Raw genomic sequence first — 13654 nt, 5'->3', positions numbered from 1 at the left:
ACGTGAGCCGTCCTGTACGGACGTGAGCCGTCCTGTACGGACGCATACGGCGGCTCTGACAGCTACGGCAGCTGCGGCAGATCCGGTAGATCCCCCGCTGCCCGAAAGGGCAGCGGGGGTTTCCCGAGGGTGTGACTCCTGTACCGCTGCGGGCCGGCTGCGCTTACGGGACCGTGGCGTCCGGTGTGCCGATCGGCCGAGGGTGGGGAGACTTCCGTGCGCTGGTTCCAGCCGCTTCAGAGGGCGCCGCGGTCGCGGTCGGGTCCGGTGGCCCGGCCCCGGTCCTCCGCCTCGCGCAGGACCCTCGCCGTGCTCCGTGTCCCGGTGCTGGCCCTTCTCCTCATGGCCACCGGCATCGCCCCCGGCTCGGCCGTCACCTCCGGGGCGCCGGCGGTGGCCGTCCCCGAGCCCTGGGTCACCCCCGCCGAGTTCACCGACGCGGTCGACCCCGGCGGCTCCACGGGTGTGGCCAAGCAGGTGCGTACGCCCGCGATTCCGCCGAAGCCGGATGTGGTGCTGCTGGTGGACGGCACCGGGAGCATGGGCGACCCGATCGGCGATGTGCAGGTGGGTTTGAAGGACATCACGACGAAGGTCCTTGAACAGCAGCCGGATTCCCGCTTCGCGGTGGCCACCTACGGCGACGAGAAGGACGACCCGACGGCGGAGTTCGCTGTCCTCCAAGGGCTGACGACGAACATCGACGACGTACAGACGAAGGGTGTCGACGAACTGGACACCTCCCGCGGATACAAGAGCAAGGGCCCGTCCGAGGACTGGATCTACGCGCTGTGGAAGGTAGCGAACGGCGCGGACGGTGGAACCGTCTTCCGGGACGGCGCCAGCCCGGTGATCGTCCTGGTCGGTGACGCGTCGAGCCACAACCCCAGCAACAACATCCCCTATGAGGACGCGGTGTTCGCGCTCCAGGACAAGGGCGTGCGCGTCATCGCCGTCGACGTGAACACCGAGGACGGCGACGGTCTCAACGGCGATGGGTACAGCAGCCCCACCTATCAGGACCCGTACCACGAGCCCGACCAGGCCAAGCGGATCGTCGAGGCCACCAACGGCCGCATGTTGAACGGAATTCCCGGGACCGGCGTCACCGACGCCATCATCGAGGGCTTCAACAACCTTCCCACCAACGTGAGCTACCGCCTGGAAAACTGTGATCCGCATCTGTCCGTCAGCCTCGCCCCGCCCACCCAGCAGGTCACCAGCGGGGACACCGCGCATTTTGCGGAGAACATCGACGTCTCCGCGGACGCACCCCAGGGCACACGGCTGACCTGCACCGTCCAGTTCCTGATGGGCACCCAGCCGCCGGGAACGGACACGATCGGGCCGGCCGCGGCCGCCGACCCGGACTTCCAGGAGCAGATCAGCATCGATGTGAACGACATCGACGCGCCCGTCGTCACCGTGGACGATCTGACCGTCCGGGCCAAGGACAAGAAAGGCGCGCGCGTGACGTACGACGCGACGGCCCAGGACGCCACCGACGGCACGCTCCCGGTGACCTGCACCCCGGCCTCAGGCTCGATCTTCCCGGTCGGCAGCACCACGGTGACCTGCTCGGCCACCGACTCGGCGGGCAACACCGGGACGGACACGGCACAGATCGAGGTTCTTGAGGCCCCCGTGCCGCCCTCGGCGGATGTGGCGATGAAGGTCGACGTCAGCCCGGACCGTACGTACACCGGCCGGCCGGCCCGTGCCCGCTTCGCCGTCACCAATGCCGGACCGGACGCGGCGACGGGGGTCGTCATCGGCTCGGCCTGGCCGAAACCGTCCAAGGCGAAGGACCGCAGTCTGCCCGCCATGACCCGCTGCACGGAGGCCAAACCGTGCACCATCCCGGCCGGTGGCCGCATCGAGGTGACCCAGACGGCGACGTACCGCGTGGCGGTCACCGGGGACGTTCGGGCCACCGTGCGTGGCACGCTGCCCGACCGCCGGAAGGCCAACAACGAGGACACCGACCGGCTGCGCGTCCTGAAGCCCTCGCTGACCGTCACGCCGCAGGTCGCCAAGCCGGGTCAGCCGGTGCTGGCCCGCGGCAAGGACTACCCGCCGGGCGCGACCGTACGTTTCACGTGGAACACCGGCATCACCCCCGAGGGGTCGGTCGCCACGGTGGGCCGCGACGGCACCTTCGAGGTGCAGATCCTGGTCCTGCGCAAGGACAAGCTCGGCCCGCGCAAGCTGCGGGCGGATTCGCGCGACCTCGACCGACTGCAGAAACCGGTCCTGGTGGTCCAGCGAAATCTCCAGCCACCGGACTTCGCGGGCCGCGCATGAGCGCCCACGACCGTACGGGAGTGATCGGGTGATCCACGAGGTCGACGACGTACTGCGGGCCCTGATCAGGGCGGAGGTGCTCGAAGGCGGCCAGATCGCGGTGGTCTTCGACGCCCCGACCCGTGAGTGGGCGGCGAAGGTCAACGCACCCATGGTCAACCTCTACCTCTACGACATCCGCGAGGACATGCGGAGGCGTGAGCGAGGTCTGCACAACGAGTACGACGAGCGCGGCACGATCATCGCGCGCCGCCGCCCGCCTCGCTTCTTCAAGCTCTCGTACCTGATCACGGCATGGACGAAGCGCCCGGAGGACGAACACCGGCTGCTCTCGTCGCTGCTCGGCTTCCTGCTGCGTTACGAGGCGCTGCCTCCGGAGCGGCTGACGGGCACCTTGGCGGAGATCGGAGTGGCCGTACCGATGTCGATCGCACTGCCGCCGCCGGAGGACCGCTCGTTCGCCGACGTATGGAGCGCGCTGGGAGGTGAGTTGAAACCCTCGCTGGACCTGGTGATCAGCGTGCCGGTGACGGCGTCGCCGAGCTATGTGGTCGGCCCGCCGGTGGGGGACGAGGGGTTGCAGGCCCGCTTCGGGGACGTGCCAGAGGAGGCCGAGCCGTTGTCGGAACCGGTGCCGGGGCGCGGAGGGCTTCCGGTGTACGGAGGCCGGCCGGGCCGCCCCGGCCGGCTGGGCGGTCCGGGAAATCCGGGCAGTCCGGGTGGGGACGTTCCCCGTACCTCCGACGCGGAGCGGCGGCGCGGTCTGTCCCTCCGTATCACCGAGAGCCGCAAGGCCGCTGCGGCGGACGGCATGCGGCGCGGCGCGGCAGACCCTGCCGAGGACAGCACGGAGGACGGCACCGAATGACAACCGCGGGCGACCCGAACCTGCGCCATCTACTCGCCCGTGCGGTAGCGGTGGAGCAGCGCGTCCGACGAGCCGTCGAGGCCCGGCAGCTCACCGACCCGGACCCGGACGACGCCTTCCGCGGCCTCTACCTCACGGACGAGAACATCGCCCGTCTGCTGGACGCGGAGGAGGCCCGCGGCTTCCCGTCCCCCGTTCCGGACTGCGACGAGACGGCGACGGAGACGCCGCCCGGGGCGACGGCCGAGACGCCGACCCAGGCCTCCCGGCTCGCCGCCCTGCCCGAATCGTCCCGACTCACTGCCCTGGCCGATGAGTTCGGCCTCACCGCCCTCGACATCGAGATTCTCCTCATCACGCTCGTACCGGATCTCGACGACCGCTTCGAGGCGTTCTACGGCTACCTGAACGACGACGTCACCCGCCGCCGTCCATCCATCGGTCTGGCCCTGGGCCTCTGCGGCCTGTCCCCCGCCGATCAGGTGGCGCGCGGTCGGCTGTCGGCCCTTGCACCGCTCCGCGAGGGCCGCCTCCTCCTGGTCGAGGACCTGGACCGCCCGTTCCTGAGCCGTGCGCTCCGCGTCCCCGACCGGGTCACGGCGCACCTCCTGGGCGACGACACCCCCGACCCGCGTCTGGCCGATCTTCTCGCCCCCTGGCACGCCGTACCGGGCGTCGGTGACCCGGCCCCGCTGGCTGCGGCCCTCGCCCGAGGCGCCTCGCTCGCCTACCTCCGCGAGGACCAGGGCGGCGCGGGCACCGCCCTCGCGGCCTCGGCGCTGACGCTCGCGGGCCACCGGGTCCTGGGCCTGGATCTGGCGCGACTGGCCGAGGACCCGTCCCCCGTCGAGGCGGTCCGCTCCCTGGTCCGCGAGGCCCGACTGACCGGCGCCGGCCTGGTCTGCGCCCCGCTCGACGCGGTCTCCCGCGAACACCCGGAACTCCTCCGGCTGCTCACCGGTACCCCGGTCCCCACGATCCTGGTGGGCCGGGCCCCCTGGGACGCCGCCTGGTCCGCCGTCCCGCCCCTCCTCCTGCACGCCCCACGCGTGGAACCCTCGACCAGAGCCGCCCTCTGGACCGACGCGTATGAGGCCCCCGTCCCCGAAACCATCGACGTGGACCGCCTGCTCTCGCCGTTCCTCCTCACCCCGGAACAGATCACCCGCGCCGCCCGGGGCGCCGCCCAGACCACCCACCTGGACGGCGGCACCCTCACCCCCGACCACGTACGCCAGGGCGCCCGCGCCCAGAACGCGGCAGGCCTCGACCGCCTGGCCCGCCGCATCGAACCCACCGTCACCTGGAACGACCTGGTCCTTCCTCCGGACACCCACGCCCAACTGCGCGAACTGACCGCCCGCGCGCGCCACCGCGACCGGGTCCTGGGGGAGTGGGGCATGCGCCCCGGCGGCGGCAGGGGCCGAGGCGTATCGGCACTCTTCGCGGGCGACTCCGGCACCGGAAAGACGATGTCCGCGGAGGTCATAGCCGCAGACCTGGGCCTGGACCTCTACACGGTCGATCTGGCGACGGTGATCGACAAATACGTGGGCGAGACGGAGAAGAACCTGGAACGGATCTTCTCCGAAGCCGCGGGTGTGAACGGAGTCCTTCTCTTCGACGAGGCGGACGCGATCTTCGGCAAACGCTCGGACGTGAAGGACGCCCATGACCGCTACGCGAACGTCGAGAGCGCGTACCTGCTCCAGCGCATGGAGTCCTTCGACGGCCTGGCCATCCTCGCCACCAACCTCCGGGCCAACCTGGACGACGCCTTCACCCGCCGCCTGGACCTGGTCATCGACTTCCCGGTCCCGGACCCCGAACAGCGTCTCCTGCTGTGGGAACGCTGCCTGGGCCCCGTACTCCCCCGGGGAAGGGACCTGGACCTCGCCTTCTGCGCGGAGAACTTCGAGCTGGCGGGCGGCAACATCCGCTCGATCGCGGTGACAGCCGCGTACCTGGCGGCGGACACGGGCGAATCGGTGACGATGCCGACACTGATCCACGCGATCCAGCGCGAGTACCAGAAGCTGGGCCGCCTGACGCTGGCGTCGGAGTTCGGGCCGTATCTGGGGCTGCTGGCGTGACGCTGCCCGCCTGAGGGCGGGAGCCCTCGCATGGGCCCTTGCGCGGACCCGGAGTTGCCGCCACCGTGGGCGGAGTCGGGCCGGTGACCGACCGGTCCGCTCCGTACGGTGACGGGAGTCAGCGTGACCTCATTGCCCCTGCCCCACGGACTGCACGGCGACGGCCCGCACAAGGTGATCGCGGTGCACGGCTGGCTCGCCGACCGTTCCGCGTACGCCCCCGTGCTGCCGGATCTCGACCTTGGTTCGTTCCAGTACGCGGTGGTGGACTTGCGGGGATACGGCGAGGCCCGGGACGTGGACGGCGCGTACACCACGGCCGAGGGCGCCGAGGACGTGCTCGCGCTGGCCGACCGGCTCGGCTGGGAGAGGTTCTCGCTGATCGGCCACTCGATGGGCGGCTCCGTCGCTCAGCGGACGCTGGCCATCGCACCGCAACGGGTGCGCAGAATCGTCGGAGTGTCGCCCGTGCCCGCGTCCGGCCTGCCCCTCCCGCCCGACCAGTGGGAACTCTTCTCCGCGGCGGCGCACACCCCCCAGAACCGCAGGACCATCCTCGACATCACCACCGGAGGCCGGCGCCCCGCGGGCTGGCTGGACCGTATGGTGCGTCGCTCGCTCGAACGCAGCGATGCCAAGGCGTTCCGCGCCTGGCTGGATTCCTGGGCGGGCGAGGACTTCCACGATCGGATCGACGGTTCGCCCGTGCCGGCCCTGGCTGTGGTGGGCGCGCTGGACCCGGCACTGTCGGCCGAGTTGCAGCGCGCCACGTGGATGCGCTGGTTTCGGCGGGCCGAACTGGTGGAGCTGCCGTCGTGCGGCCACTACGCGATGGACGAGGCCCCGCTCGACCTGATCCGCGTGGTGGAGGACTTTCTGCGGGCCGACGCGGAGGACGGCGGGGCGAGGGCATGAGCGAGCCCGCCCCCGAAGCACCGGAGCAAGCGGCTGTACCGGACGTCTTCGACCCGAGGCAGTACGCGCAGGGCATCCCGTACGACCGCTACCGCCACCTGCGTGATCACCACCCCGTGGCGTGGCAGGAGGAGCCGGAGGTGCTCGGCTGGCCGGCGGGCCCCGGCTTCTGGGCGGTCACCAGGCACCGGGACGCCGTCCGCGTGCTGAAGAACTCCTCGACGTACTCCTCGTACCTGGGCGCGACCCAGATCCGTGACCCCGACCCCGCTGACCTGCCGTTCATCCGCCGCATGATGCTCAACCAGGACCCTCCGCACCACCGGCGGCTGCGCGTCCTCGTCAGCCGCGCGTTCACACCCAAGCGCGTGGACCGCTTCGAAACGGTCGTCCGGGAGCGGGCCCGTTCCCTCCTCACCCGAGCAGTCGCCGAGGCACGGGCCACCGACGGCACCTGCGACCTCGTCACACAGGTCACCGACGACTACGCCCTGCTCAACCTCACCGACCTGCTGGGCGTGCCGGACAGCGACCGCGGACTCCTCCTGCACTGGACCCAACGAGTCATCGGCTACCAGGACCCGGACGAGGCCGGGACCCTGGCGCTCGGCCCGGACGGCAAGCCGGTCAACCCGAGGTCCCCGGCGTCAGTGCGCGACATGTTCGACTACGCGCACACCTTGGCGGCGCACAAGCGCCAGCACCCCGGCGACGACGTGATGACGGTCCTGGCCACGGACCCCGAACTCACTGCGCCGGAACTGGAGATGTTCTTCTTCCTGCTGGTGGTGGCAGGAAACGACACGGTACGCAGCGCAGCCCCCGGCGGCCTGCACCTGCTGGCGGGGAACCCCGACGCGTACCGTCGCCTGCGCAACGGCGAGGCGGCACTCGCCACCGCCGTGGATGAACTGCTCCGCCGCCATCCCCCGGTCCTGACCTTCCGCCGCACCGCCACCCGGGGCACGGAACTGGCGGGCACGCGCATCCGCACCGGCGACAAGGTGGTTGTCTTCCACGCCTCCGCCAACCACGACGAACGCGTCTTCCCCGCCCCGTTCACCCTGGACCTCACCCGCTCCCCGAACCCCCACATCTCCTTCGGTGACGGCCCCCACGTCTGTCTCGGTGCCCATTTCGCGCGTTTGCAGCTGAGAGCCCTGTACGAGGAGGCGTGCCGTGCTTTGCCACCCGGCCCGCTCCAACTCGCGGCCCCGCCACGCCGCCTGGTGTCCAACTTCATCAATGGGTTGAAGTCGCTGCCGGTGTGGGTGGCCGGTACTTGAAACCTGGTCCGTGTACGACTTCTTGGCGCATCTCGGCGAGGTGTAGGTAGCGTGCGAAACAGAAACGGTCTGGCTGGTCGGCGCACAGCCCAACTATTCTGGACGCAGAGAGATATTTTTGGATGACTAGGATTGGAGACCTATGCGTAAACTCGCATTTGTGCTCGAAACCCATCAAGACGTCTTTGCCGAGTTTGCGCAGCGGAGCGGTTGGGTGCGAACGCTTGAAGATTCAGAAGACTTCCCCAGTTTCGACGAGCGGTCCGTCTGGTCCTGGCAGGTTCCGCAGGGGGGAGGCGTGAGATTCGTTGACGACGACGCGTTGCGACTTCAGTACATTGAGATCTCTGGCGATCACGCTGTGCAGCTTGAGGAAGCAGTGCAAGAAGAGTTCACCTGTTATGACAAGAGTGATTGCCTCGATATTGTCGACCTCAACCAGGATGAGGAGATTGTCACCCACGCGCTACGTCTCTTGACCTGCACATCTGTAGGGGAATTCGATCAGGAAGTGTTTGATAGGGCAATCGCGGCGCTGGATGACGAAAGGGAAGATGTGCGAATTGCGGCGCTGAGGATTCCGAGATATACCGAATGGGTCGAGTTTCTTTCGGAAGTGAATCGCGTCTATTTGTCCGATCCGAGCGGACGCGTTCGTGCCCAGGCCGGGAACGTGAAGCTTATTTTGGAATTGATCTGAAGCGGAACTTGGGCGACGCGTCGGGCGAGGTCGGCGGTTTTTGATCGGGTCGACATCGACTTCGCTACTCTTCCAGGTCAGCGACACCGGATTTGAGCTTGATCGGCACCTTCTTCATTTCCTGAATGGCCGTATCGAATTTATCGTTCCAGTATGCAATCTGTTTCACGAGGGCCAGTTGATCCTTGGGGTCAAGTTTCTTGAGCTCCCCTTGGATCGCCGGGTCGGTCGCTGGCATTACGCTTATGTTTTCGATCCCCCAGGACCTGAGCCTGATGAGGCCCTCCTTCGCTGTCTTGATGCGTATGAACTTCTCGGTGTTCCCCTCGTCATCCTCCACCTCGACGCTTCCGTGATATGCGCCTATTGACATTACTTCGAGCTTTAGGTTCCATCCTTTATTTTCTTTTGCCCAAACCCTGAGTTCCCCTAGGCGTTGTGCGCATCTGGGGCAAGGGCTACGGGTGACCTTTACTACAAGAACGCCTTTCGGCCGCTTTGCGCCGTCGGTAATCTCTGTAGCTGCTGGTCCGACGCAGTGATCCCATTCTGATTTTACATCTGCTATGACCAAATCTTCCGCATGGGTGTTCTCGTCCTTGCTGACTTTCTTCTCGAACGATGTAACCCTGGATGCGGTGTGTAATTCGCTGACTGCGCGGGTCGGTCCCCAGCCGCCTGGCTTCCCGGCGACGGGGAGTTTGAACGATCCAGAGAGAATTACGTCACGCGGGAGTTCGAAGGTGGCCTCCGCGTATGGTTGCCCCTTGTTGTTGAGGAGTTGGCGTGCTGCAGAGTCATCCGGGTCGACCTTTGTAGATCGAATCTTAGTGACGGGACTGGCGGCCATGATGATGTCAAATTCACCAGGATTTGCCCCTTCCCTGACCCCGAGCATGTCGAGGCCCCGGCTTTTGTATTTCGAATAAATTGAGCGAACGGTGGAAGGGATCTGTTCGTCCTTGGTTCCATCTCCAAGCTTTGCGTTGACGTCTGCGGCGACTAGCTCCCGGATGCGTGGATCTTTCGAGTTCTTATTTTCCCCGTTCTTCTCATCCTTTCCGTTCTTCCCGTTCTTTCCCTTGAGTTTGTTCCAGAGGGCTTTGCCCTTCTTGGCGATGAAGCCGACGATTTTGTCGATGGCGCGGTTGACGGGTTTGGCGACGGCGTGGAAGACGGATTTGACTTTGTTGGCGAGGGAGCCGATGCCGAGGAGTGAGGCGAGGAAGCCGATGAGGAGGGGAACGCTGGCGGCGAGTGCGGCTTCGACCATTTTGGGTACGCCTGCCGAACCGCCGTTGGCGATGGCGATGACGGCGTCCAGGACGGCGTTGACGAACTCCACTATCTGGGCGCCCTGGTTCACGATGAACGTGACGATGTCGATGATGCCCTTGACCGCGCGGACGAACGCGGAGGCGGGGTTGAGGAGGGAGATGATCCAGGTGATCCCGGCGACGATGACGGTGGGGATCAGGTAGCTGGTGAGTTTTTCGAGGATGGTGGCCTTGAGGTCGCCGGCCTCGGCGGTGATTTCCTTGACGGCGCCCGCCGGGCCCTCGCGGGCGAGGGTCTGGGCGACCGGGACGGACTGTTCGACCGCGGTCATCGCCTGGTCGGGGATGCCCTTGCGGGTGATGCGGGCGCGGATGTTGTCCCAGGTCAGGCCGAGGAGGGAGGCGATGAGCTGGATGATGCCCTTGAGGTCGAACTTCTGGGGGAGTTCGAGGCCGGCCTTGACGGCGGTGCCCAGGAGCCAGGACACGACGCCGGTCTTGAGGTGGTCGGCGATGTTGGTGATGAAGAGGTTGAGGCCGGCGCCGACTGCCTTGACCAGGTTGCCCAGGAAGCCGATCGGGTCCTTGATGATCTTCATGATGGCTGAGGCGGCCTTGGCGAGGATGCCGAGCAGGAGGTTCTTGAGCTCGTTGATCGTCTTGATGGCGCCGACGATCGCGTCCTTCGCCTTGTCGATCAGGCCCTTGTTGGCCTCCTGGAGCTTCTTGATCTCCTCGTCGACCTTGTTCAGGGCTGCCGTGTACTTCGTCGCGAGGTCCTGGACGAGCTGTTCGGACTTCTCGTTGACGGTGGCTTCCAGGTCGTCGAACTTCCCCGCGAAGTCCTTCGCCGCGTCCTCGCCGAACTGGCACAGGTCGGCGGGAAGTTTGTCGACCTCCGCCTTCAGCTCCGTACGGCCCTTGGCGATGCGGGCCTTGGCCTTGCCGAGTTCCGCGCCGATGATGTCGGCGACGGAGGAGATGACCGTCTGCATCTGGGCGACGTAGAGCTTGCGGGCTTCCTGGAAGAGGTCGTTGGCCTCCTTCGGCATGCCCATGAGCTTGTCCTTGGCCCACTTCGCCGGCCCGAACATGCCTGAGTACCGCTTGTCCTTGTACTTCTTCATGCGCCGCTTGTGGTCGGCGGTGAACGCGTCCCGGGCCGCCTTCTCGCCCGTCGTGAACGCGGTGTCGACCTTCTTGTCCAGGCCGGACAAGGCGTCCTCGACGTCCTTCTTCGTGCCGTCGTAGACCTTCTGCAGCTTCGCCGTGACCTCGGCGCGTTTCTTCTCGTCCTTGGACTTGGTGTCGCCCTTCCCGCCGTCGACCTGTTTCCCGGCCGAGGCACGGGTCGCGGTCAGGGCGGTCATGGCCTGGGCACCGGAGGCCGCTGCTCCGGCCTTCGCCGTGGTGAGTTGCTGGGTTTCGGCCGCCTTGCCCTTGGCGGGGGCCTTCGCCGAGTCCGTCTCGGCGGTTTTCTTCGCGGACAGGGCCTGATCGAACTCCGGCTCGTTGCCCTTGGCGAGCTGCTCCTCGGTGACCTCGGCGTCGGCCATGGCCTGGTCGTTCTCGGCCGGGCCCTGGGAGAAGTCCGTTACCGCGGCCGGCTGCTTCTCAGGGATCGCGTCGGTCGCGGACGGGGCACCCGGGTTGGCCGGGGGCTGGTCCGGGGTGAGCGGCGTGACGGGTTTGTCCTTGGCGGCGGACGTGTCGGGCGGGGCCTTCGTCGCCGTGTCGATGTCCTTGGCCGAGGACTCCTTGCCGTCACTGACCTTGCCGTCGACCTCGTCCTTGATCTTGTCGGCCTTGCCCGACTTGGAGAACTTGTCCGCGTCGTCGAGGTTCTTCGGCGCCTGCGCGTCGATCGCCTTGTTCACCGCGTCGATGAACGCCTGCTTGTTGAACTCGCCGGGCTTCGCCGCGTTCATCTTCTCCGCGTTCGCCGCCTTGCCCTGCGCCTCCTTGTCGTCGGGTGGCGCGACCGCCGCGTCCTGCGCCGATTTGGACTCCGTGGCAGCAGGGGCATGAGCAGCGATCCTCGTCCGCTTCGCCGCCACATCCGCCTTGACCTTGCGGAAGCCGGGAGCCTGGGCGGGGGAGGGCTTCACGGGGGCCGTGTAGCGCTGGGCCACCAGGCGGGCGACCGCGCTGTTGCCCGCCGCGCGTTGCAGACGTTGCAGGCTGCGGGAGTCCGGGGCTGGGCGGTCACCCGGCGGCCGTTGGGGTGGGGGTGTCTGCGAACGTGACACTTCGGGCGTGCCTGTCACGTCGTCGCGACGGGGGGTACCTCCATGGCCGGACACGGAGGAAGGGTCCTTCTCCGGAACCGCCTTCATCCGCCCTCCCGGCCCGCCACTTCCCCGGACAGTCGGCACTCGACGCACATGGCCCTGCCGCCGTCCCAGGGTGCGGGGGCGGTGCATCGCGTACGCAGCGCGTGGAGACGCGTCCGGGGGCAGCGCGCGCTGACACGTACAGCGCGGGAACGTTGCCTGATCGGGCAGTGGCCGGTGCACGGCAGGGCGGCCGTGTGTCCGTTCCCGGTGATCGCCGCTGTCACGAGAATTGCGGGCGTTCCCCGGCCAAGGAGAGACTCACATGCCGTCGTACCTGTCCCCGGGCGTCTACGTCGAAGAGATCGAGTCCGGATCCCGGCCGATCGAAGGGGTGGGCACCTCGGTCGCCGCCTTCGTCGGCTTCGCGCAGAAAGGCCCGTTCGACGAGCCGACGCTGATCACGAACTGGAGCCAGTTCGCCGGCACCTTCGGCGACTTCGTCGACGGTACGTATCTCGCCTCCGCCGTCTACGGGTTCTTCTCCAACGGCGGCGGTGTCTGTTACGTGGTGCGCATCGGTGACGGTACCGAGCCCCCGGCCGAGGACGAGAGCAACGGGGCCGCCGGACAGCTGCCCGCCGGATCGGAGACGCAGCTCGGGCCGTACGCGGTGAAGCCCCGCCCCGGTGCGGCCGGTGAGATCACCGTCGAAGTGACCGAGGTGGAGGGAGACGATCCGCCTTCAGATGTCTTCCAGCTGATCGTGAAGCGGGACGGACAGGTCGCGGAGACGTACCCGAGCGTCACGACCAAACGCAGCAAGGAGAACGTCGCCACCCGGGTCAACGCCAAGTCGGAGCTCATCGAGATACGGGAGTCCGGGCGCGGCGCCGCTCCCGCCAAACCCGAGCCGCAGGCCGTGACCCTGGCCCCCGCAGCGCCCGCGTCACCCGGAGCCGGGGCGCTGACCCCCGAGGTGTACGTCGGCGATCCCGACCGCAGGACCGGCCTCGGCGGGCTGGAAGCCGTCGACGAGGTCACCACGATCGCCGTGCCGGACCTGATGAGCGCATACGAACGCGGGCTGCTGGACCTGGAGTCGGTCGTCGCTGTGCAGCAGGGGCTGATCAGCCACTGCGAGCTGATGGGCGACCGCGTCGCCATTCTCGACCCGCCGCCCGGACTCAGCCCGCAGCAGATCCGGGCCTGGCGCACCGACGGCGCCAATTTCGACTCCAAGTACGCCACGCTCTACTACCCCTGGATCCGGGTGGCCGATCCCTCGTCGGGGCGCGCGCAACTGGTCCCGCCGAGCGGCCACATCGCCGGGGTCTGGGCCCGTAACGACGAGTCGCGCGGTGTGCACAAGGCCCCCGCCAACGAGGTCGTACGAGGGGCGGTCGCCCTGCAGACCCAGCTGACCAAGGGCGAACACGATCTGCTCAACCCGATCGGGCTGAACTGCATCCGGTCCTTCCCCGGACGCGGCATCCGGGTCTGGGGCGCGCGCACGCTGGCATCGGACCCGGCCTGGCGCTATCTGAACGTCCGGCGTCTCTTCAACTACCTGGAGGAGTCGATCCTCGCCGGTACGCAGTGGGTCGTCTTCGAACCGAACGACGACGCCCTGTGGGCCCGCATCCGGCGCACGGTCTCGGCGTTCCTGGTCAACGAGTGGCGCAAGGGAGCGCTGTTCGGGCTCACTCCGGAAGAGGCGTTCTACGTCAAGTGCGACCGTGAGACCAACCCGCCGGAAAGCATCGACGCAGGTCAGGTCATCTGCGAGATCGGGGTGGCACCGGTCAGGCCGGCCGAGTTCGTCGTCTTCCGCCTCTCCCAGCTGACCGGGGGCACCGGCGGCGTCGACGAATAACGCCGCCGGAGCCGGGCCGAGCAGCGCGGCCGTCCTGAGGTCCCCCAAGCGGTAAAAGCGGT

8 protein-coding genes are annotated in these 13654 nt (G+C 67.7%); 7 read left to right on the top strand and 1 reads right to left on the bottom strand.

Features of this window, described 5'->3' with window-relative positions:
• Window positions 1-309 precede the first annotated feature (309 nt).
• From NRF20_RS22345 to NRF20_RS22320, 6 genes are all read left to right on the top strand, one after another.
• Window positions 310-2304 carry an HYR domain-containing protein gene (locus tag NRF20_RS22345; protein ID WP_413753171.1) on the top strand — a complete coding sequence of 665 codons (1995 nt, stop codon included), beginning with the start codon at window positions 310-312 and terminating at the stop codon, window positions 2302-2304.
• A gap of 28 nt (window positions 2305-2332) precedes the next feature.
• The gene (locus NRF20_RS22340; protein WP_413753170.1) at window positions 2333-3172 is read left to right on the top strand and encodes a DUF4255 domain-containing protein; all 840 of its coding nucleotides are present in this window, start codon (window positions 2333-2335) and stop codon (window positions 3170-3172) included.
• Window positions 3169-5265, top strand: coding sequence for an ATP-binding protein (locus NRF20_RS22335; RefSeq protein ID WP_398628493.1), 2097 nt, complete (start codon window positions 3169-3171; stop codon window positions 5263-5265). The genes NRF20_RS22340 and NRF20_RS22335 overlap by 4 nt, the downstream gene beginning before the upstream one ends.
• 123 nt (window positions 5266-5388) lie before the next feature.
• Window positions 5389-6180 (top strand): alpha/beta fold hydrolase, encoded by a 792-nt coding sequence (locus NRF20_RS22330; RefSeq protein WP_398628494.1) that lies wholly within the window; start codon window positions 5389-5391, stop codon window positions 6178-6180.
• Window positions 6177-7466, top strand: a complete 1290-nt coding sequence (locus NRF20_RS22325; protein ID WP_413753169.1) for a cytochrome P450 — start codon at window positions 6177-6179, stop codon at window positions 7464-7466. The genes NRF20_RS22330 and NRF20_RS22325 overlap by 4 nt, the downstream gene beginning before the upstream one ends.
• Before the next feature lie 142 nt (window positions 7467-7608).
• The gene (locus NRF20_RS22320; protein ID WP_398628496.1) at window positions 7609-8166 is read left to right on the top strand and encodes a hypothetical protein; all 558 of its coding nucleotides are present in this window, start codon (window positions 7609-7611) and stop codon (window positions 8164-8166) included.
• A 64-nt stretch (window positions 8167-8230) separates the two neighbouring features.
• Here NRF20_RS22320 and NRF20_RS22315 read toward each other — a convergent pair whose 3' ends face one another.
• The gene (locus NRF20_RS22315; protein WP_413753168.1) at window positions 8231-11551 is read right to left on the bottom strand and encodes a hypothetical protein; all 3321 of its coding nucleotides are present in this window, start codon (window positions 11549-11551) and stop codon (window positions 8231-8233) included.
• A gap of 490 nt (window positions 11552-12041) precedes the next feature.
• Between NRF20_RS22315 and NRF20_RS22310 the strand changes: the two genes are divergently transcribed.
• Window positions 12042-13592: a phage tail sheath family protein gene (locus NRF20_RS22310; RefSeq protein WP_413753167.1), complete on the top strand. Its 1551-nt coding sequence runs from the start codon at window positions 12042-12044 to the stop codon at window positions 13590-13592.
• Window positions 13593-13654: the final 62 nt, after the last annotated feature.

Source organism: Streptomyces sp. R-74717 (genome assembly GCF_047305335.1).
GTDB lineage: Bacteria > Actinomycetota > Actinomycetes > Streptomycetales > Streptomycetaceae > Streptomyces > Streptomyces atratus.
The sequence above is the reverse complement of the archived record's forward strand: the minus strand, read 5'-3'. Positions and strand labels throughout refer to the sequence as shown.

What these genes read in the sequence shown, in the direction of transcription:
- NRF20_RS22325 (WP_413753169.1), top strand. Translation starts at nt 6,177, where the DNA reads ATGAGCGAGCCCGCCCCCGAAGCACCGGAGCAAGCGGCTGTACCGGAC.
- NRF20_RS22320 (WP_398628496.1), top strand. Translation starts at nt 7,609, where the DNA reads ATGCGTAAACTCGCATTTGTGCTCGAAACCCATCAAGACGTCTTTGCC.
- NRF20_RS22335 (WP_398628493.1), top strand. Translation starts at nt 3,169, where the DNA reads ATGACAACCGCGGGCGACCCGAACCTGCGCCATCTACTCGCCCGTGCG.
- NRF20_RS22310 (WP_413753167.1), top strand. Translation starts at nt 12,042, where the DNA reads ATGCCGTCGTACCTGTCCCCGGGCGTCTACGTCGAAGAGATCGAGTCC.